At 66.3% G+C, this 20,446-nt stretch carries 19 protein-coding genes; 6 read left to right on the top strand and 13 right to left on the bottom strand.

The window, feature by feature from the left end; genetic code table 11:
• The first annotated feature begins 31 nt into the window (after nt 1-31).
• Both ORI27_RS05720 and ORI27_RS05715 read left to right on the top strand, forming a co-directional pair.
• Nucleotides 32-577, top strand: coding sequence for an HD domain-containing protein (locus tag ORI27_RS05720; protein ID WP_265995593.1), 546 nt, complete (start codon nt 32-34; stop codon nt 575-577).
• Complete coding sequence (locus ORI27_RS05715; RefSeq protein WP_265995592.1) at nt 574-1,269, top strand: GntR family transcriptional regulator; 696 nt, start codon at nt 574-576, stop codon at nt 1,267-1,269. Before ORI27_RS05720 ends, ORI27_RS05715 begins: the two co-directional genes overlap by 4 nt.
• Before the next feature lies 1 nt (nt 1,270).
• Here ORI27_RS05715 and ORI27_RS05710 read toward each other — a convergent pair whose 3' ends face one another.
• From ORI27_RS05710 to ORI27_RS05690, 5 genes are all read right to left on the bottom strand, one after another.
• Nucleotides 1,271-2,095: a PHP domain-containing protein gene (locus tag ORI27_RS05710; RefSeq protein WP_265995591.1), complete on the bottom strand. Its 825-nt coding sequence runs from the start codon at nt 2,093-2,095 to the stop codon at nt 1,271-1,273.
• A gap of 127 nt (nt 2,096-2,222) precedes the next feature.
• A complete protein-coding gene (locus tag ORI27_RS05705; RefSeq protein WP_265995589.1) occupies nt 2,223-2,717 on the bottom strand; it encodes an Rv2253 family sensor-like surface protein in 495 nt (164 codons plus the stop codon).
• Entirely contained in the window at nt 2,710-3,375 is a 666-nt protein-coding gene (locus ORI27_RS05700; RefSeq protein WP_265995588.1) for a hypothetical protein, read from the bottom strand. Before ORI27_RS05700 ends, ORI27_RS05705 begins: the two co-directional genes overlap by 8 nt.
• Nucleotides 3,376-3,643: 268 nt before the next feature.
• Nucleotides 3,644-4,729 carry an NAD(P)H-dependent amine dehydrogenase family protein gene (locus ORI27_RS05695; RefSeq protein WP_265995587.1) on the bottom strand — a complete coding sequence of 362 codons (1,086 nt, stop codon included), beginning with the start codon at nt 4,727-4,729 and terminating at the stop codon, nt 3,644-3,646.
• On the bottom strand, nt 4,716-5,726 hold the full coding sequence (locus ORI27_RS05690; protein ID WP_265995586.1) for a Rieske 2Fe-2S domain-containing protein: 1,011 nt from the start codon (nt 5,724-5,726) through the stop codon (nt 4,716-4,718). The genes ORI27_RS05695 and ORI27_RS05690 overlap by 14 nt, the downstream gene beginning before the upstream one ends.
• A gap of 59 nt (nt 5,727-5,785) precedes the next feature.
• On the opposite strand from ORI27_RS05690, the gene ORI27_RS05685 reads away from it, so the two are divergent.
• Entirely contained in the window at nt 5,786-6,400 is a 615-nt protein-coding gene (locus ORI27_RS05685) for a TetR/AcrR family transcriptional regulator (RefSeq protein WP_265995585.1), read from the top strand.
• Between the two features lie 87 nt (nt 6,401-6,487).
• Here the strand turns inward: ORI27_RS05685 and aceA are convergent, their stop codons facing one another.
• Nucleotides 6,488-8,794 (bottom strand): isocitrate lyase ICL2, encoded by a 2,307-nt coding sequence (gene aceA / locus ORI27_RS05680; RefSeq protein WP_265995584.1) that lies wholly within the window; start codon nt 8,792-8,794, stop codon nt 6,488-6,490.
• Between the two features lie 502 nt (nt 8,795-9,296).
• Between aceA and ORI27_RS05675 the strand changes: the two genes are divergently transcribed.
• The 3 genes from ORI27_RS05675 to ORI27_RS05665 are packed head-to-tail and all read left to right on the top strand — an operon-like array spanning nt 9,297 to nt 12,230.
• The gene (locus tag ORI27_RS05675; RefSeq protein ID WP_265995665.1) at nt 9,297-10,508 is read left to right on the top strand and encodes an MCE family protein; all 1,212 of its coding nucleotides are present in this window, start codon (nt 9,297-9,299) and stop codon (nt 10,506-10,508) included.
• A gap of 57 nt (nt 10,509-10,565) precedes the next feature.
• Nucleotides 10,566-10,763, top strand: coding sequence for a ferredoxin (locus ORI27_RS05670; protein ID WP_265995583.1), 198 nt, complete (start codon nt 10,566-10,568; stop codon nt 10,761-10,763).
• Nucleotides 10,764-12,230, top strand: a complete 1,467-nt coding sequence (locus ORI27_RS05665; RefSeq protein WP_265995582.1) for an APC family permease — start codon at nt 10,764-10,766, stop codon at nt 12,228-12,230.
• Nucleotides 12,231-12,283: 53 nt separating this feature from the next.
• Here ORI27_RS05665 and ORI27_RS05660 read toward each other — a convergent pair whose 3' ends face one another.
• From ORI27_RS05660 to ORI27_RS05630, 7 genes are all read right to left on the bottom strand, one after another.
• A complete protein-coding gene (locus ORI27_RS05660; RefSeq protein ID WP_323055565.1) occupies nt 12,284-12,865 on the bottom strand; it encodes a peptidoglycan endopeptidase in 582 nt (193 codons plus the stop codon).
• 321 nt (nt 12,866-13,186) lie between these two features.
• On the bottom strand, nt 13,187-14,098 hold the full coding sequence (locus ORI27_RS05655) for an enoyl-CoA hydratase (protein ID WP_265995581.1): 912 nt from the start codon (nt 14,096-14,098) through the stop codon (nt 13,187-13,189).
• Nucleotides 14,099-14,127: 29 nt separating this feature from the next.
• A complete protein-coding gene (locus tag ORI27_RS05650; RefSeq protein WP_265995580.1) occupies nt 14,128-15,609 on the bottom strand; it encodes an acyl-CoA synthetase in 1,482 nt (493 codons plus the stop codon).
• Nucleotides 15,594-16,397 (bottom strand): SDR family NAD(P)-dependent oxidoreductase, encoded by an 804-nt coding sequence (locus ORI27_RS05645; protein WP_265995579.1) that lies wholly within the window; start codon nt 16,395-16,397, stop codon nt 15,594-15,596. The genes ORI27_RS05650 and ORI27_RS05645 overlap by 16 nt, the downstream gene beginning before the upstream one ends.
• Nucleotides 16,370-17,947 carry an AMP-binding protein gene (locus tag ORI27_RS05640; RefSeq protein WP_265995578.1) on the bottom strand — a complete coding sequence of 526 codons (1,578 nt, stop codon included), beginning with the start codon at nt 17,945-17,947 and terminating at the stop codon, nt 16,370-16,372. Before ORI27_RS05640 ends, ORI27_RS05645 begins: the two co-directional genes overlap by 28 nt.
• A gap of 3 nt (nt 17,948-17,950) precedes the next feature.
• On the bottom strand, nt 17,951-18,700 hold the full coding sequence (locus ORI27_RS05635) for a GntR family transcriptional regulator (protein WP_265995577.1): 750 nt from the start codon (nt 18,698-18,700) through the stop codon (nt 17,951-17,953).
• On the bottom strand, nt 18,697-20,298 hold the full coding sequence (locus tag ORI27_RS05630) for an SMP-30/gluconolactonase/LRE family protein (RefSeq protein ID WP_265995576.1): 1,602 nt from the start codon (nt 20,296-20,298) through the stop codon (nt 18,697-18,699). The genes ORI27_RS05635 and ORI27_RS05630 overlap by 4 nt, the downstream gene beginning before the upstream one ends.
• Nucleotides 20,299-20,446: the final 148 nt, after the last annotated feature.

Below are 20,446 nucleotides of genomic sequence, written 5' to 3'. Positions count from 1 at the left end.
GGTATAGACCAATTCGAGGTAATCTGTGGCCGTGGGTCAGACCGAGGAATCCGTGGTGCTGGCGGAAACCGGCGCGCTGTTGCGCTCCCTGAGGGGAGTATGGGACGAGGACGCCGTCGACGATCTCGACCATGCGCTGCAGTCGGCGGCGCGGGCGATCGATGACGGCGCGGACGACGAACTGGTATTGGCGGCCGCGCTACACGACCTGGCCCACAGCCCGCTGTTCGACGCGAACGAACGGGACCGCCACGATGTCGCCGCGCGGGATTGGCTGACCCCGCGATACGGTGCTCGGGTGGGATGGCTTGCCGGTGCGCACGTCGCCGCCAAGCGCTACCTCGCGGCCACCGAACCCGGCTACGCCGATGCGTTGTCGTCGACGTCGGTGCTGTCGCTGCGTGCACAGGGCGGTCCCGCGGTCGATGGGGAATTGCTCGATCACCCATGGTGGTCCGACGCACTACGGCTGCGGTACTACGACGACGCCGCCAAGGTCCCCGACGCGCCGGCGGTGAGCATCGACGATGTCCTCGCCGTGGCCGAACGGGTGCTCAGCCGACACGACGCACCGTGAGCAAAGCGCATGTCGTCCGAAACGGGCTCGACGAACTCCTGGCGGGCCTGACCGAAGGCGACCCGGTGCCCCCCGAGCGGGACCTGGCCGTGCGCTTCGGAGTTGCCCGGGACACCGTGCGCCAAGCGCTGCACGAGCTACTGCTGGAGGGTCGCGTTCAGCGCCGTGGGCGTGGCACAGTGGTCGCTAAACCCAAACTGACACAACCACTGTCGCTTCGCTCCTACACCGAGGGTGCCGAGCGGATGGGCCGCAAGCCCGGCCGCATCCTGGTGACGTGGGAGGAGATCGAGGCCACCGTGGATCTCTCGGCCGGACTCGAGATCGAAGTGGGCGAGCCGGTGATGCATCTGGAACGTGTGCTGCTGGCCGACAATGAGCGCATCGGCCTGGAGAGCACCTATCTGCCGATGCCCCGGTTTGCCGGGCTCTACGACACCTTTGACCCGGAGACATCGCTGTACGCCGCGATCCGCGCAACCGGTGTGCGTTTCGCGTCGGCTACCGAATTCATCGAGACGATCCTGCCCACCCCGCGCGAAGCCGGCCTGCTGCTGACCACGACGGCTATGCCGATGCTGCATCTGCGCCGGCGCTCACTGGATGCCGACGGCCGGCCCATCGAAATGGTCCGGGCGTTGTACCGCGGCGACCGGGTGGCGTTCCAGACGACGCTCGCAGACACCGAGTGAGTCAGCGACGCCACAAGTCGAATCGGTCCCGGCCGGGCCGGAATCCGGCGGCCTCGACGACGTCGACGGCGACCGCGAACCGAGTGCCCACCGAGTACGGGTCGTGTGCGTCGCTGCCGAACGACACGGCCTCGCCGCCGGACTGCCACCACCAGTGCACCAAATCCACTGACGCCAGCGGGCTTCGGGTGTTGATTTCCAATGCCCGCCCCGAGGCGGCCAGTGCGCGAAACACGGCCCGGTAGGCCTCCTCGAATTCGATCTCGCGGTACTCGCCGGCCCTGGCGGGCCAGTACCGACGGGCGTAGTCGCAGTGCGCGAGTACGCCGAAGGCCGACGAGCTCTCGACCAGCAGCAGCAGTTCGTCGAAGTAGCGGCGCATCAGATCCCGCGCATCGAGTCGGCCGAACAGATCGTCGTCGACGAAGTGCAGTGCACCGTTGTGCTCGACGGCGTGCAGGCTGCCCAGCACCCAGTCGAAGTCGCCGGAATCGAGGATCGAGGCGACCGCGCTGGAGAACAGATGCGGTTCGCCCGCCTCGATACCGGACAGAATCCGTAACTGCGGGAACGTGTCTCGGCAGCGCGCGAGATCGGCGGCATAGCCTTCGACGTCGAAGGGCTGCACCCTGGGGCGCGGACCGACGGTGTGGCCGCGGGCACTGCCCGCATCGCCGGGTCCCCAGTCGGTGAAGTCGACGTGTTCGGTGAAGGCCACCCCCGGCAGGCCGAGTTCGACCGCGCGGACACAGGCCAGCTCCATCGAGGATGAGTCCGCGGTATCCCAGGACCATCGCGAGTGGACGTGGTTGTCCGTCGGCAGCAAAGGGTCACATGCCGATCGGCGACTTGATGCCGCTGCGGGTGAAGTGCAGGACGAAGCCCGCGACGATCACCAGGGCGGTGATCTCGAAGAAGCGGTCGAGACGATTCACCCTTCGCACCCTAAGTGCTCAGGGCGTGAAAGGGACGGCGGACACCGGGATGTTCACCGTGCCCTCGCAGGCACCACTGTCGATGGTGGTCGCGAAGGTGCCCGCGAGCGATCCGTCCGGCTGGGGGGTGTAGGTGGTCACCGAGTTCGCCGGGTCGTAGGTGATGGTGCCGTCGGGCAGGGTGCAGTCCCAGCGCCAGCTGTTCGACCGCGACCACTGCGAGCCAGTCCACGTGAAAGTGGTGGATTGCGTGACGTTGTCCTTCGGCGTCGGCCCGTCGAGCACCGAGGCGATACAGCTGCCCGACGAACAGTCCGTCGTGATCTTGTACGAGGCGGTGTACGGCGTTTCCTGCTGCGTGGCCGCGATGCTGGTGCCGGTCTTCTGGTCGGTGTGGAAGGTGATCTTGTACCAGCCGCCCCAGAATGCCTCATCGGCGTGCGCCACCGGTGCGAGGGCCAGCGCACCGCTCAGCAGTACGGCGAGCCCGCCGAAATGCCTGGGGTCAGCCAAAGTAACTCTCGCCGCCGGTGGGGTAGCCGCCACCGTCGGTGGCGATGTGCACGTGAGTGTAGTGGTTGGCGTCGTCGGACCCGAGATTCCCCATCAGAAAGGGCTTTCCGCCGTGGTCGTACATGATCCGCCGCCAGATCACGTGGTTCAGCGATAGCCGGTCGGCGTTGGCGAGGGCGAAGGCCGCGATGCGGTCGCCGAGTTCCTTGCCCTCCGGGGTCTGGTAGTTCGGGATCATCACGTCGATGGCCAGCCCCATCGGGTGCCACTTCAAGTAGTCCGACCGGACCCCGCCGATGTTGTGGATCTCGGGGAAGTGGGCACTGATGAGGCGCTCAGCGAGGATCGTCTTGATCTGCAGGCCTCGCTCGATACCGACACCCGGGGGTAGCTCACGCAGGACGCTGCGGTTGGCCGCACTTCTGCTGGCCACCAGTTCCGCCTGGGTCATGACGACGTAGTGGGCGCCGATCGGCGCGGCGTTGAGGTTCTGAGGCCCGGCCGCCACGATTTCGGCGCAGCAATCGCTGCCCGGGGCGACCCGGCTGGGCAGCCCGCCGGTGCTGGCGGTCAGGACGCCGGCCACCGGGATCGCGGCCAGGGCGACCACGGCGACCGACCAGCGGCGCCGTGGCTTGGCTAACCGGTGTCTGCCCACGGGCGGCACTCTACCTGGACAATTCCGGCGATTGAACACCCAGCGCTATCTCTTATTCGGCGCCGGACCGGGCCGGACACGCTTCGTCGACGACACACGACGTTGCTGCCGAGATCGCGCGACGACCGGCGCCGGGCGTCGAAATCACGCGCGGATCGGACCTCTGAACTGGGTATTTATCGTTTCGTTACCAAACTGAATCCGGACCGATACCGTTGCCGTTTCAGTTCGCTCCGGACACGCCAGCGAACTCCGGTCAGCCGCACGATCATTTCTTGAATCGGCCGGCGAATCCGCGCAGCGGAAGGTCCGCGCTCGTGATCAGCCCGGGCGGAGCGGCCACCACGGCGGGGATCGCGTTGAGGGCCGGCATGCCGGTGACGGTCATGCCGATCGATGCGAACGAGGCCACGTCGGACAGGTCGACGCCCGGCTTGGGGAAGATCATGTGCTTGTTGTAGACGAAGGGATCGCCGGTGATCTGGGTGATGTAACAGCCCTTGATGTCCCAACTCGGATCGGTGTGCGGCGTCATCTGCCACTCCAGATGCGTCTCCACCCGCGGCACACCGTCCACCATGCCCTGGTATTTGAGGTAGTTGCCGCCCAGCGAGCCCTTGGGCAGCTGGTACCACCCGAGGTCGACGTCCTTGGTGCAGGCGCCGAGCTCGTAGGTGAACTTGACCTCGTCGAGTTCGAGATCGAAACAGTCGGCCATCATCAGCACGCTGTCGGCGAAGACGCGAGTGTACTTCTCGAGCATGCCGGGCAGCGCCGGATCATCGACGGGCAGACCATAACCGACCTCCTTCCAGGTGTCGTGCGAGTGATGGCAGGACACGTCGACGGACTCGATGGTGGTGACGTTCTCGATCTCGGCGACGTCCGAGGAGCAGACCACCCCGAGGATCTGGTTCACGCCGGGGTTCATGCCGGTGCCGTAGAACGACGAACCGCCCTTCTCGCAAGCCTCCTGGAGAAGCTGGGAGACCTTCTTGCCGGAGGGGTGCGGGTGGTTGGTGTCGCGGTGCCAGCCGGTGATCCAGTCGGCGGTGGTGACGATGTTGATGCCTGCCTCGAGCACCCTGACGTACAGGTCTTCGTCGGGGAACACCCCGTGGAAGGTCAGCACATCGGGCTTGGCGGCGATGATCGCGTCGATGGATCCCGTTGCGGTGACCCCGATCGGCGCCAGACCGGCGATCTCCCCGGCGTCGCGGCCGACCTTCTCCGGTGTGTAGCAGTGCAGACCTACGAGTTCGAGCCCACGATGCTCGCCGATCCGCTTGATCATCTCGGTGCCGACGTTTCCGGTCGCCACCTGGAACACCCGAATCGGGTTACTGGCTGACATCTTGGGGCACTCCTTGGTGGTCGGATACATAGAATTGGTTGGCCCATTTGCGAATTGCGGTGAAGCCGTCGAACTCGGTGGCGGCCAAGGCGGGCCGGTCGGTGTAGCGCTGGTGCTGCCAGATCTCGATGTCGGCCGCGAACTGGTCGATCACGGCCTGACCGAAGGCTTGGGCCTTGGCTTCGGCTTTCGGGCTGTCGTCGCCGGGCACCCGGCCGATGTAGACCATGAACCGGACATCGGAGGTGTTCTCGTCGACCGGGGTGACCGCGGAGATGGTGCGGTTGTCGACCATGCCCCAACTCTTGGTGACCGCGACGCCGAGTCCGCCGTTGATCGCCTCGACGCCGCTGTTGACGTCGTCGATGATCTGCCCCTCGTCGCCCTCGAAGGTGATGGTGAAGTCCACGTAGGACACCGGCTCGTCGAAGTCGTGCCGGGTGAACAGCGGCACGATCGGCGTCTGGTGGACGAACTTGAAATGTGCGAAATCCACCCCGTTTTCGAGCACGTACTGCGGATGCAACTCGAGCTGGGGGCGATAGAGCCGGGCCTGCGGGTAGTAGTCGGCGGCGGAGCTGTCGTCACCGAAATCGGCGAAGATGTCGGGCGCGTCGAAGAAGGGCGGTCGACCTCCGATGTCATGCCAGATGTAGACCGACGCATTGCGCTCGACCACCGGGTAGGTGGGGATGCGACGGCCGCGATTCGGCCTGTCCTGGTAGGGGATACAGACGTTGCGGCCCTCGTTGTTCCACTGCCAACCGTGGAACGGGCACTGGATGACCTCGCCGACCACCTGGCCGCCGTAGCCGAGATGGGCACCCAGATGTTCGCAGTAGGCATCCATCACCGTCAGCGATCCCGACTGCGCGCGCCAGGCGACCAGGTCGGTGTCGAAGTACTTCATCCGGTGTACGTCGCCCACCGCGATCTCGTCGGACCAGGCGACCTGGAACCATCCGGTGGGCTTCATCGACAGCGACGGTTTGGCCACGGTGGCGAGTCTAGGAAGGCTTCATAGAAGTGTCAATGAATCTGCGGTAGGATTCCGGCGTGGCGGAAGCGGACAGCGCGCGACGACGGCCGAACAAGCGGGGTTCGGCCACCCGCGAGAGCCTGCTCGAAGCCGCGCTGACCGCATTGGCCTCCGGGCACCCTGGCGCGGTCTCGGCCAACCGGATCGCCAAGGAGGCCGGTGCCACCTGGGGCACTGTGCAGTACCAGTTCGGTGACACCGACGGGTTCTGGGCGGCTGTGCTGCGCTACACCGCGGAGCGCCGTGCGCACATCTTCACTCCGCCCGATACGTCGGCGAGCCTGCGCGATCGCGTGTCCGGCATCATCGACACCCTCTACGACGGCCTGACCAATCGGGATTCGCGCGCGATCGAGAACCTACGCGCCGCGCTGCCTCGCGAGCACGCCGACCTCGAGCGGGAGTACCCGCAGACCGCCGCCGAACTGTTCTCCTGGGGTCAAGGCTGGCAGGAAACCTGCCAGAAGGCCTTCGCGGATCTGCACGTGGACCCGCAGCGCATCCGGGAAATGGCGTGGCTGATTCCCGGCGCGATGCGCGGTATCGCCTCGGAGAAGCAGCTCGGCAGTTACGGGGACCTCGACGAGGCTCGCCGCGGGTTGACGAACGCGATCGTGGCCTACCTGAAGTAGGTTCGCGCCGAGATCGACGAAATGTCGCTCACATCTCGCACTTTCGCGGCCAAACGTCGGTTTCGGCGCGGTGTGCGGTGAGCGGGCTCAGTCCTCCTTGGCGATCAGCCGCTTCAGTGCGGCCCGGTCGGGCTCGAGCAACTGGGCGATCCGATCCTTGTTCACATCGGCGACGATGATCTCGCCGACGTCTTTGTGCACATCGCTGAAGATGCCGTGGGCCTTCATCTTGTCGGCCTGATAGATGTTGTCCTCGGTGGGCGTGACGTAGTAGACCGCATCGGCCTTGAACCGGTGCACCATCCACAAGTGGATCAGCGTCATCAGGCGCTTCTTGCGCAGCTTCTCGGCGAATGTGTTCTGATCGCGCACCGTCAGAATGCTGCGGCCGTGCCGGTCCTTGATCGGGTCGACGAGCGCGTTGGCCAGCAGCTCCTCGGTGCCACCATCCTCTCTCTCACCGTAAATGCCGAGCTCGAGCACCTCGCCGCCGGCCCGCCGCGGCCGCAACGTGACGCGCAGCTTCTCACCGAGCTGATAGTGCTCGCTCCACAGCGCCAGCCACTCTTCGAGAAGCTTCTTGGGCACCTCGGTCTGCACCAGATGCTGATGCTGTGTGGAACCCTTGCCCATCGACTTCGTGGTGGCGGTGCGACCGGAGGACGCGGCCAGCGCGGCATCGCTTCGCGGTCCGCCGACCAGGGTCTGGGGTGTGCGGTACGGCGACTCGACCAGCCGCATCTTGCGCTGCAGCCGGGCCAGGGCCAGCATGCCGTCCTGACGCAGCGCGGTGGCGAACTCCTCGGCGGCCACACCATCGATCTGGTGACCGCCGTAGGTCATGAAATTGAAGACGAAGCCCATCTTGCCGAGCTCCTCGGGGAAGGCGCGCATCTCCTCGTCGGTCATCCCGGTGGTGTCCCAGTTGAACGAGGGAGACAGGTTGTAGGCCAGCATCTTGTCCGGATACACCGCATGAACGGCCTCGGCGAACTCGCGGGCATCGGCCAGGTCGGCGGTCTTGGTCTCCATCCAGAGCAGGTCGGCGAACGGCGCGGCCGCAAGGGATTTCGCGATCGCATAGGGAATTCCGCCGCGCACCTGGTAATAACCCTCGGGAGTCTTGGCCCGCTCCGGGTCCCACGGCGCGTCGACGCCGAGTTCGCGCGCCTTCTCCCGGGCCGCGTACAGCGATGCGGTCTTGGCGAATGTGCGCCAGTCCGCGGCTGTCATCTCCTGAGGCTCGCCCTCGCCCTCGCGGAACTGCAACAGCTCGGCGACCGCGCCGCCGTAGGTGTCCAGCCCGGCGTCGTCCTGCCAGGCGTCGACGAACTTCGATTCGACCTTGTCGAACAGGGCGTCCAGCGAGCGCTCCTTGCCATCACGCCAGGCGGCGGCCTGCTCGGCGATCAGATCGAAGATGCCCTGCCGCTGCAACCACGCATCGGCCACGGCGTACTCGCCCTCGGGCAGTGCGTAGAGCAGGTGTCCGTTGAGTTCGGTGACACCGGCTTCATAGAACCGGCGAACCATCGCCAGGAAGCACGCCTTGTACGGCGGGACTTTGAGGTTGGTCGCCCCCAGCAGGAACGGCTGGTCGCGCTCGTCGGCGCGGCCGTCGATCAGATTGGCCGCTTCGGCGTCGGTGCGGGCCACGATGATGCCCGGCACCGCCATGATGTCGAGCTGGAACCGTGCGGTGTTGAGCCGCTTGAGCTGTTCGTCGGATGCCACCAGGACCTTCCCGCCTTGATGGCCGCATTTCTTGGTGCCCGGGCGTTGATCCTCGATGTGGTAGCCGGACACCCCGGCCTCCACGAAACGCCGAATCAGGTTGCGCACATGAGGATCTCCGCCGTGGCCGGTGTCTGCGTCGGCGATGATGAAGGGGCGGTAGTCGACGGCGGGTTGGGCTGCGCGTTGTTCGGGGGTCATCTGTAGTCGCAGGTACTGCTGGTTGCGGTCGGCGGTCAGCAGCGCGCGCACCAGTCCGGCGGCCTCGTCGGGCACCTGGCTCAGCGGGTAGCTGGCGAGGTCGGGACCGGGATCCTCGGTGGTCGACCCCTTCGCCGAGGTGGCCCAGCCGCCGAGGTAGATGCCTTCGATGCCCATCCGCTTCATCGTCACCGCCTGCCCCGGCGAGTACGGGCCGAAGGTGGTGATGCTCTTTTTCGCGGCGAAGAGTTCGCGGAGACGTTTGTAGAAGGCCGTCGAGGCCTCGCGTGCCACGGCGTAGTCGACCGGAATCGTGCCGCGCTGCTCGGCCACCTGCCGCGCGGTGTAGAGCCGGGTGATTCCCTCGAACCGCGGACTGTCGAAGTATCGTTGCGTTTCGGTGACTTCACGTTCGAATGGCGACGACTGGGTCGCTGCGTCCGCTTCGATGATGGACATAGGTCTCACGCTCCTCGCTGAGCCGGTTCCCGCCGGCGGCAACCCCCCGGGCGGCGACTTCGATTATCCCGGCTTCACCGTCAGCCGGAGTGGGTTTTGGAACCAGTCTGCCGGGCCTGGGTATGCCGGCGGCCAGTCACCGACACCGTTTGTGTTCCGATGCGGGTCGCCGGTTCCTGCCAGCAAATTCATCAACATGAGTGCCGCATTTTTCCGCAATGTGCGATGAATTGTGTTCAGATTCTCGGAATTGGCTGGATAACAGCACTTTACGCGGTTTCCTGATATCGGTCCGATAATTGACGACCGTGTCGGTGAATCGGCTCGCAGAGCAATTCGGCGAATTGTGCCGATGTCGCTCGGCCGGTTCGGGAAATCGGGTACATTCCGGTGGTCTGCCGTACTATCCGGGGGTCGGTGTGGCGGGGACACCCAATCGCTGGGGTCGGGGACGAGGAGGCGAGATGTCCGGCGGCCGGCCGCGGGATGACAACCCCCGGACCTGGAGGCTGCGGTGAGCCGGCGCAGGCGACCTCCGCTCAAGACCGCCGGCGTGTTGTTCCTGGTCCTCATCGTCGGCGTCGTCACGCTGATCTTCCTGCAGTTCCGCGGGGACCTGTCCCCGAGAACAGCGTTGACCATGGTCTCCGACCGCGCGGGCTTGGTGATGGACGCGGGATCGAAGGTCACCTATAACGGTGTGGTCATCGGCCGGGTCGGGAAGGTCAGCGCGGCCGAGCGCGATGGACAGACGATTGCGAAGGTGACGCTGGAAGTCGACCCGCGCTACCTGGCCAGCATGCCCGCCAACGTGCACGCCGATGTCAAAGCCAGCACGGTGTTCGGCAACAAGTACGTCGCACTGTCCACGCCGAAGAACCCGGCGGCCGCGCGACTGACCGGGTCTGACGTGATCGAGGCGTCGAGTGTCACCACGGAGTTCAACACGCTCTTCGAAACGGTCACCTCGATCGCCGAGAAGGTGGACCCGATCAAGCTCAACGTGACGCTGTCGGCGACCGCCGAGGCGCTGAGTGGCCTGGGCACCGAATTCGGAAGGTCCATCGTTGCGGGCAATGCCGTACTCGACGACGTCAACCCGCAAATGCCACAGATCCGCTACGACGTTCAGCGGCTGTCCGATCTGGCTGACGTCTATGCCGGGGCCAGCCCGGACCTGTGGAGCGCGCTCGACAACCTGGCCACCACCGCGCACTCACTGAACGGTCAACAGAAGGACATCGACGCGGCGCTGCTGGCGTCCATCGGCTTCGGCGACACCGGCGCCGATGTCTTCGAGCGCGGCAGCCCGTACCTGGTGCGGGCCATGTCGGACCTGGTGCCCAGTACTCAGCTACTCGACACGTACAGCCCGGAGCTCTTCTGCGGCATCCGCAACGTCGCCCAGGCGGTGCCCGCGGCGCTGGACTCCTTCGGCGGCAACGGGTATTCGTTGCGCACCATGACCGAGATCCTCGGTGCGCCCAACCCCTACGTCTATCCCGATAATCTTCCGCGGATCAATGGCCGAGGCGGCCCCGGCGGTGCGCCGGGTTGCTGGCAGACGGTCGACCGCAACTTCTGGCCGGCGCCCTACCTGGTGATCGACGACGGCGCCTCGATCGCCCCGTACAACCACTTCGAACTCGGCAAGCCGTTGCTTACCGAGTACGTGTGGGGTCGTCAGGTCGGCGAGAACACGATCAACCCCTGACGGGCGCGGTTACCTGAACCGGTGCGGCACGGCGCGGCCCGCGGCTAACCTGAGTCGATGCGGGTTCGTCTGGAAAGGTCCCGGTGTGTGGGCCACGCGCAGTGTTATGCCGTCGATCCCGAACTCTTCCCGATCGACGATATGGGTTATTCGATCCTCGAAGAGCACGAGGTCGCGCCCGGGGACGAACAGCGCACCCGCGATGGCGTCGCGGCCTGCCCGGAGGAGGCGCTGATCCTCGACGAGGAGCTCTGAGTGCCGCAGGCCGCCGAGCAGGCGCCGGGCGACGGCATCCAGGCGTCCTCGCTGCGCCGGAGCCTCAACGTGTGGTCGGCGGTCGGGGTATCGGTCGCCCTGATGGCCCCGTCGATGGCCATCAACATCAACCCGCAAGGCACTGCCGCGGCGGTCGGCCGGGCAGTTCCGCTGGCGTTCCTGCTGGCCACCGTCGGCGTGCTACTGATTGCCCACACCTTCGTCCGCCTTTCGCAGCGGTTCAGTCATGCCGGCAGCGTCTATGCGTTCGTCGGTGCCACGTTGGGACCCCGCGCCGGCAGCGTGGCCGGTTGGCTCAACGCAGGCACTTATGTCTTCTACGGCGCGGTGACCTCCACGGCCGCGGGCATCTTCCTAACCGACCTGATACGGAAAATTCTGTCGCCCAATGACTTACCCGACTGGGCGGGGTATGTGTTCGCTTGGCTTGTGCTCGCCGCAGTGTGGTGGTTTTCGGTCCGTGAGATCCGGGGCGGCACCACGTTGCTGCTGGTGACCGAGGGCCTGACGATCGCGCTGATTCTGGTGGTTGCCGTGATAACGCTCGGCAAGCTCATCACCGGCCATTCGCCGGGTGGCCAGCGCGTGGATATGTCGGTGTTCACCGTCACCTCGGGCACCTCGGTGTCGACGGTCTTCCTGGGAATCGTGTTCGGCTTTTTGTCTTTCGCGGGATTCGAGGCCGCGGCGACCCTCGGCGAGGAGACCGAACAACCCCGGCGCAACATTCCGCGGGCGATTCTGGGCACCGCGCTATTCGGCGGCGTGTTCTTCGTGGTCGTCACGGCGATCGAGATGATGGCGTTCGGGACGGATGCCGGCGGGGTGCAGGCGTTCGTCAAATCCGAAGCCCTGATAGGTGATCTCGCGCAGCGATACGTCGCCTCATGGTTGTCGTACGTCATCGTGATCGGTGCGACATTCAGCGCGGCGGCGTGTTGCCTGGCCTGCGTCGTCGGCGCGAGCCGGCTGATCTTCGCGCTGAGTCGGGACGGGATGGGCCCGACGGCGCTGGCCTCGGTGCACCCGAGCCGCAATGTGCCGCACGTGGCGGCGACCGTGAGTGTGGCCGTGGTGGTGGTGATCCAGGCCGTCGGCTGGGTGCTGTTGCGGGCGACGCCTTTCGACGTGTTCACTATCGCCGCGACCGCGGGCACCCTGATCCTGCTGGTGGCCTATGTACTGGCCACATTGGGCGCGGTGCGGCTGCTGTTCGTCGCCGATGACGGTCAGATTCGTCGATCGGAAGTGGTGATCCCGGTGCTCGGGCTGGCGCTGCTGGGATACACCTTGTACCGCAACGTCATTCCGTGGCCGGACGGAAGTGCGCTGTGGGGCCCCGGCCTGGCCATCGCGGTGCTTGCCCTTGTCGTCATCGGTGTGCTGGTCCGGCCTGCCGCCGCCCGCGAGGCGGGCGCGAAACTCATGGCACAGCAAGGATTTTAGAACCAGGTCGGCCGCACTGCCGGGGAGGCGGTGCGGCCGACGGGCGGGGCTGTCTAGGCGGGTTGGTGGGCCGGATCTGGCGCCGGCAGAGCTACTTCGGTGCCGGCCGGCGCGATGTCACCGGGAGGTGGTGGTGGCAATTCCCCCGGTGGTGGTGGCAATTCGCCGGGCGGCGGTGCGTCGACGACGTTGTTCACCAGCACTGGCGCATCCGCCGGGGGAGCGTCCGGCGCGGGCGGTGCCAGCGGATCGGTCATCGCCTCGGCCGGCATCGGCAGGTACATGTGGTGGGTGAACTGCGGCTGGTAGGCGCCGCCGCCGCCGATCCGCACGCCGCCACCCTCGCCGCTGGACACCGGGGTGCCGTCGGGCAGCGTGACGGCGGTGTGGCGACCATTCCAGCCGATCACCAGTGAATTGGGTGCGGTGCCGTAGTGGAATCCGCGGGCCAGGAGCGCTGCTTCCTCGTTGCCGGTGTGGAACCGGCTGCCGAAAGCGGGTCGTCCGGTGGCCACATTGGACACCCAGGAGGCCAGCCCCGAACAGTCAGTGCCAGCCGGAGTGTCCCCACCGGGGATATACGGCGTGCCTGACACCTGACTGATCAGAGTCATCAACGTCGCGATTGCAAACATGTTGCCGAAAGTAACAACTAATTTGCGCGAATACCAAAGTCTGTGCTTTGCACCACGTTTCGCAAAATGGTGTGGCGCTCGCAACAATTTTTCTGAGAAATCACAAGCGAATCGGATTCGTCACCCCGATGCGCTTTCCGAATTAAACGCCATATCAAGGTGTTTCGGCAAGTGTTGATGACGAGCGGCTGTATACCGACGCTCACCCGACGATGGGCCGGAGAGTGGGGCCGTAACAGGCTCGGTATTGCTGGATCGATTCAGATGCAGCCAAACCGAGTCTTCGCCGTGACGTGCGATCAAGCGTTGCGGCAGGCGAGATCAGCCCTCGGCGCGGACCTGGTCCTTGAGTGCGGGCACCACCGGCGGGGCGGTCCGCCAGTTCGGCAGGCCGTCTTCCTCGAGCCCCACGGGCCAGCCGTTCTCGTGGACTTGTGCCCAGTGCGAGTGGTTGAGCTGATGCAGGGTGAAGCAGGCGTTGAGCGCGTTGTAGAAACCCATGTTGTCTTGCGTCTGATTGACCGCTTCCTTGGCCAGCAGCGCGGCCATGGTCGGCACTTCGGCAATCCGGCGAGCGAACTCCAGCGTCTTGTCGGCCAGTTCATCCTGCGGGAACACCTTGGACACCATGCCCAATTGATAGGCCTCGTCCACGGTCATCGCGTCACCGGTGAGCATCAGCTCCTTGGTCTTGCGTGGCCCGAACTCCCACGGATGGGCGAAGTATTCGACGCCGCACATCCCGAGCCGGGCGCCGACCACGTCGGCGAAGCGGGTGCCTTCGGCGGCGACGATCAGATCGCATGCCCACATCAGCATCAGCGCGGCCGCATAGACCTCACCGTGCACCTGGGCGATGGTGATCTTGCGGAGGTCGCGCCAGCGGCGGGTGTTGGCGAAGAAGTGATGCCACTCTTGCAGCATCAGGCTCTCGGCACCCTTCCGCGTCCCGCCGTTGACCTGGTAGCTCGGGTGCTGGTCTGGGCCGGGGGTGTATTCGGCGCGCGAGACCGCCGACCCGAGGTCATGGCCGGAGGAGAACATCGGGCCATGACCGCCCAGGATCACCACCCGGACGTTGTCGTCGGCCTCGGCCCGCAGGAACGCTTCGTTGAGCTCCACCAGCAGGCCGCGGTTCTGGGCGTTGCGTGCATCGGGCCGGTTGAGCATGATGCGCGCGATGCGCCCGTCATCGAGGTCTTCGTAGGTGAGGAAACGGTAATCCTGAGACATAGCGGCATTCTACGCAGGGGAGAATGTCGTTACCCGAGCCGGGCGCGCAACTCGCGTTTGAGGACCTTCCCATAGCTGTTCTTGGGCAGGTCGTCGACGAAAACATAGCGCTTCGGCCGCTTGAAGCGAGCGATCCGGTCCAGCAGGTGGGCGTCGAGTGCCTCCTCGGCGGCGGATCCGACGATGAACGCCACGACGATCTCGCCCCACTCGGGATCCGGGGCGCCCACCACACAGGCCTCGGCGACGCCGGGATGCTCCAGGAGCGCCTCCTCGACCTCGCGTGGGTAGACATTGCTCCCACCGCTGATGACCACGTCCTTGGACCGGTCCCGAAGCGTGAGGTAGCCGTGCTGGTCGAAGGAGCCCATATCGCCGGTGTAGAGCCAGCCGTCGCGCAACGCCTCGGCGGTGGCGTCGGCGTTGTTCCAATAGCCGGACATCACCACATCACCACGGCACACGATCTCGCCGATCTCGCCCTGCTCGACGGGCGCGCCATCGGGGTCCAACACGGCGACCTCGACCCCGGACCGGGGGTAGCCGACCGAACCGAGGATGGCGTCATCGGGGGAGTCGTGGTCGACACGACGCAATCCGGTGATGGTCATCGGGGATTCGCCCTGACCGTAGATCTGGGCGAAAACGGGCCCGAACGCCGCCATCGCCTTCTTCAGGCCGTCGACATACATCGGTCCACCGCCGTAAACGATCGTACGTAAGGAGGCCGGCACATTGCGCCCGGTGTCAACGAGGCGCTGGATCATGGTGGGCGCCAGAAAGGCCGACGATCCCGGGTGGTGGCCGCACAGATCGAGGAACTCGTCGGGGTCGAAAGCGCCTGAGCGGGAAACCACCTGGCGGGCTCCGCGCAAGACGTAGGGGGCGATGTACATCCCCGACCCGTGTGACATCGGGGCGGCGTGCAGCAGGCTGCAGTTCTCGTCCGGGGAGTCGATGTCGGCCAGGTGCGCCACCGTCATCGCGGTGAGGTTGCGGTGCGAAAGCATCGCTCCCTTGGAGCGGCCGGTGGTGCCGCTGGTGTAGAACAGCCACGCCAGCGCCGACGGGTCGGTTGATCCGAGCACAGCTGGCGGAGTGCTGAACAACTGCTCGTAGTCTCCTCCATCGATCAGTTCGACGACGACCGGCGCCAGCGGCGTCAACTCCGCTGCGATCTTCGGCGAGGCGAATACCATTGCCGCACCTGAATCTTCAAGGATCTGCACCATCTCGCGGGGATGCAGCTTGAAGTTGACTGGGACGACGGCGCAGCCGGCGGCCCATACTCCGTAGAACAGTTCGATGATCTCCGGCCGGTTTTCGCTGGCGATAGCGATCCGCTGACCGGGGGCGTAGGAATGGCGAAGCGAGGCGGCCAGCCGCAGTGCGCGCTCCCGCAGCTGGCTCCAGGTGTGCAGTTGCTGTTCGCCGCGATAGACGGCGCCCCGGTCGCCGAACCGGGCCGCGGCCTGATCGAGCGTGGCGAACAGGTTCACCGCACGACCCATTCCGCGGACAGCGCACGCTCCGACAGGTATTTCGTCGAGCTCCAGCCGCCGTCGACCACGATGGTCTGCCCGTTGATGAAACTGCCTGCGTCCGAGCACAAGAACGCCACCGTGCCGGCGATGTCCTCAACCCGCCCCAATCGGGTGTGCGGCGTCATCTCGGTCTGCATCTTCTTGAAGCCGGGATCGGAGAGTCGTTGCTCGACCATCGGCGTCACCGTCACCCCGGGGGCGACGGCATTGCAGCGGATCCCCTGCGCACCGTACTGACAGGCGATGTGTGTGGTCAGCGCGGTCAGACCGCCCTTGGCGGCGGAGTACGCGCCGCCGCGCAGACCGCCGACGACGGCGAACGTGGACGTGATGTTGATGATCGCCGAACCGGGACCCATGTGGCCGATCACGTCGCGGGCCAACCGGAACGGGGCTCGCAGCATGAGGCCAAGGAAATAATCCAAGGTCTCGTCGTCGGTTTCGTGCAACGGTTTGGGCCGGCCCACACCGGCGTTGTTGATCAGGAAGTTGATGTGTCCCCAGCGCGCCACCGCCTCCTCGACAACGCGGCCGGGTCCGTCGTCGGTGGTCAGATCGACAGCAATGGTGGCGATGCGGTCTGGGTCGCCGGTGGCCGCGACGACGGCCTCGGTGAGCGCGTGCAGACGCTGCTCGTCGCGGCCGGTGCCGAGGACCGTCATACCGGCCTGCGCAAGCGTGACTGCCGTGCCGAACCCGATGCCGCTGCTGGCCCCGGTGACAACGGCTACTCGGGCTGTGCCTGTTTCCGGCATATTTCCCCTTCCATCAGTGCGGCCCTGATCTGGTGCTTGAGCACCTTGCCCGCGTCGTTCTTCGGCAGCGCATCCCAGATCTCCACCTGCTCAGGGACTTTGAACATCGCCACACCTGCTCCGGAGAGAATGCCGCGCAATTCGGCCAGGCCGGGCGTCGTGCCGGCGGCGGGCACGATGACTGCGCACGCGCGTTCGCCGGTACGGGCATCGGGAAGGCCGACGATCGCGATCTCGGCGATACCGGGCGCGGCGACCAGGATGTCTTCGATCTCCTTGGGCGCGATGTTCTCACCGTTGCGGATGATGATGTCCTTGGCCCGCCCGGTGACGACGAGATAGTCGCCGTCCACCCAGGTGCCGAGGTCGCCGGTGCGGAAGTAGCCCTCGCCATCGAATGCCTCGGCAGGCTTTCCGTCGTGTAGATAGCCGAGCAGCATCTGGGCGCCGCGCGCGCGGATCTCACCGTCGACCAGCCTGATGTCAGCGATACCGCGCCGGCCGTCGGTGTCGGCGGCGTGGTCGGTGTCGCCGGGTGTGGCGGCGCCGACTGTGGTCACTGGAACCTCGGTGGATCCGTACACCCGCGACACCACGGCATGGTCGAAATATTCTGTTGCCGAACGGATCAGGGATGGCGGTACGGACGCCCCCCCGCAGATGAACACCTTCAGGGCCGGTAGCCGGGTGCCGGCGCGGCGGGCCGCGGCGAGCAACTGTGTCAGAAACGGGGTCGCACCGGCCATGTGAGTGCAGCGCTCGGCGGTCATCAACGCCACCGCGTCGTCCGCGTCCCAGCGGTCCATCAGCACGGCGGTGGTGCCGAGCAGCAGCGGGCACTCGAACGCGTAGATGGAGCCGCCGATGTGGGCGATCGGCGAAGGCACCAGGAACTTGTCACCCGGATCGATCATCCAGTGGTCACGAAGCTGGCAGATCAACGCGTTCAGCGAATTATGGCTGTGCAGCACCCCTTTGGGGCGACCGGTGGTACCGGATGTATAGAGGATCATGCGCACGTCGTCGGGATCCAGCTCGGGCAGGTCCGTCGGGGCGGCGCCGTCGATCAGGTCGGAGTAGGGGGTGTGGCCGGCACCACGCAGCACCACCACCTCGGGAGGGGAGGTCAGCTGGGCGGTGACGCGGCCGAGCATGGCGGCGTAATCATGGCCGCGGAATTCGGCCGGAACGAAGATGATCCGGCTGTCGACGTCATCGAGGATGAACGTCAGTTCGCGGTCGCGCAGGGACGGCAGGATGGGATTGACGATCATTCCGGCGAGCGTCGCCCCGAGGTAGACCACCGCGGCCTCATGCCAGTTCGGCAGCATGAACGACACCACGCCCCCCGGCCGCATCCGGGTCGACAACGCCGCGGCGAGTGAACGGGCCTGCCGGTTCACCGTCGCGCAGTCCAGGCGGACCCCATCGTCGACGACCAACACCCGCTCCGGCGTCTTCTCGGCGGCCGCCCGCAGTGCATCGGCCAGGGTGGTGGAGACCCACCACCCGCGCCGATAGGCATCGGAGCCGAACTCATCGCGGGTCACGGTCTACTCCTTGACCCGGCGTAACGTCATGGTGTGCGTGTAACGCCGCGCCGGGTGGGTGTTGATGGTTACCTGGGCGATGTCGCCCTCGGAGGTGCGATAGGTGCGGCGGACCTGCAGCGCCGGGGTGCCGGGTTCGACGTCGAGGCGTTCCCCCAGATCGGCCCGCATCGGGACCGCGGAGATCTCCTGGTGTACTTCGACGATGCTGCAGCCGAACATGTCCTCGATCAGCGGGAAGATCGGGCCGTTGTGGCGCTGCAAGATCCGCCCGACCGCGGCGAACGCCCGGTTGATGTAGTACTCGGTGAAGCACACGGCATTGGTCGCACCCTCGACCTGGCGGTATCCACCGACCCCCAGCCACTCTTCGCCGGCAGGCAGGCCGGTGCGCTCGGCCAGGGCGGCGTCGACGGTGAGCATGCGGTTGGCCTGGATGACGAACCGGGCACCGGTGGCGAACGCCATCAAGTCGTCGATCGACATGAGGTCCTGCGCGTAGGTTCCGGTGGACGTACGCGCCGTCACCAGAGTTCCCGCCCGTGGCCGCGACGAGATCAGGTTGTCCTCCCGCAGCCGGCGCAGAGCCTCGCGCACCGTGTAGCGGCTCACGGAGAAGCGTTCGCACAGTTCATGTTCGGTGGGGAGCTGAGAGCCGACCGGGAACACTCCGTCGACGATCTCCTGCCGCAGCGTCCGGGCCACCTGCAGGTAGCGCGGGTTGGGGGCCGAAGCGGCGACCTCCTGCGTCATGGGGTCGAGTGGGTGGGTCGCAGCGCGAGTACGCTGCCGTCGGCGTCGGCGGACACGTAGAGGGTGCCGTCGGGGCCGCCCGCGATGCCCGCGAACGGACCCTGCGGACCGGAGAACGGCGGCATGCCCAGCAGCGGCTTGGGCGTGACCCCCGGCGGCGCCCCGACCGGAAGATCCGATGCGATCGTCTGGCGTGCGCCGCTGGCAAGATCCACGGCGACAACCTCCTTGCGGCCCGCGTCGACGATATAGAGCAGGCCGTCGGCGATCAGCAGGCCCTGTGGCTGCCCGAGCCCGTCGACGACGGTCTCGGCACGGCCGCCCGACAGCTTCACCACCCGGCCCGTTTCGCCGACCAGTACCGTCCCGTCGGGCGCGACCACCACGCCAACCGGAGTCTGCAGGCCGGCGGCGAGTACCTCAGTGCCACCGCCGGTGCCGATGGCCAGCACGCGGCCGGTACCTTGCTCCACGACGACAGCCGCACCGTCGGGTGCCAGCGCGACACCGTAGAGCTGATCGAAACCGCCTGCCATCACTTCGGTTTCGCTGGTCTCGGGTCGATAGCGGGCGACGTCGCCATTCGCGGTGGTGACCACGAATTCGCCGGGAGCCGAGGGCGTCAGGCCACGCAGGAAGCCCGGATACCCGGGTGTGAACAACATGCCCGCGATCTGCTTCTCGCCGCCGGGCATCAATCGGTAGAAGTAGGTGCCGTCGGCGATGTACAGGGCGCCGTCGGCACCGACCGCGAGGTCCAGGGGCCAGTTCAGCCCGCCCTGCAGCGCGGCGCGAGTCGTCCCGTCGGGGAGGATCTCGGTGATCTCGCCAGTGAAGTTGGAGACGAACAGCCTTGCGTCGGTGCCGGACCCGGTGAAAGTGCAGTTGTCCAGGCCGGGTGCCAGCTGGGCCAGCACGGTCTGCACGCCGGTCCGCGGATCGATGCGCAGCACCTGTCCGCTGAATACCTGAGTGGACACGATGTACCCGTCTGCGTCGAACTTCACCGAATCGGGGACGCCGAGATCACCGGCGACGGGCTCCGGCTCGCCGCCGTCGACGTCGATACGCCAGATCTCGTTGGCGTCCATCACCGGGAAGTACAACTTCCCGTCCGGCCCGAACTCCATCGCATTGGGGGACGGGAGGTTCTCGGAGATCACCCGGGGCGGGCCGCCATCCATGGGCAGCTCCAGCAGTCGGCCACCGTGGCGGCACTCGCCGACGAACAGCCGCCCGTTGTGGACGGTGATGCCGTTGGCCGAGGGCACATCGTCGCGCAGCACACGCGCACGGCCGTTCTCCAGCACACTGACGCGCCCATTCATCACCTCGGTGGCGATGAGGCGTCCCGCGTCGTCGAAGGCCACGTCGTCAGGAGCGACGATATCGCCGCCCTTGGGGCTGACGGCCTCGACCGCGCCGGTGCCGACGTCCAGCGCGCTGATCTGGCTGCCGGTGACCTGCGCGATGTACACCCGGCCGTCCGGGCCGGTGCGCAAGCCGTTGGCTCCGAACACCCGGCTCGGCGGGGTGAGCCGGTCCAGTGACCAGCCCGGCCCGGTGCTCGGCGGCTTCGATGCTGCGTAGCGCGTCACGGCAGCCGACCCTACCAACCACAATTAGTCCAGACAATAGATGAGCGGCTCCCGGAAATCCGGCCTTGACTGCATAGACACGGCTGGAGAATGATGTTCTGCGATGAGCGCAATGCCATATTTTGTCCGGACTATTACCGCATTGGTG

The organism is Mycobacterium pinniadriaticum, assembly GCF_026242045.1.
Classification (GTDB): domain Bacteria; phylum Actinomycetota; class Actinomycetes; order Mycobacteriales; family Mycobacteriaceae; genus Mycobacterium; species Mycobacterium pinniadriaticum.
Note: the sequence above shows the minus strand (reverse complement) of the source record. Positions and strands in the feature narration are given on the sequence as shown.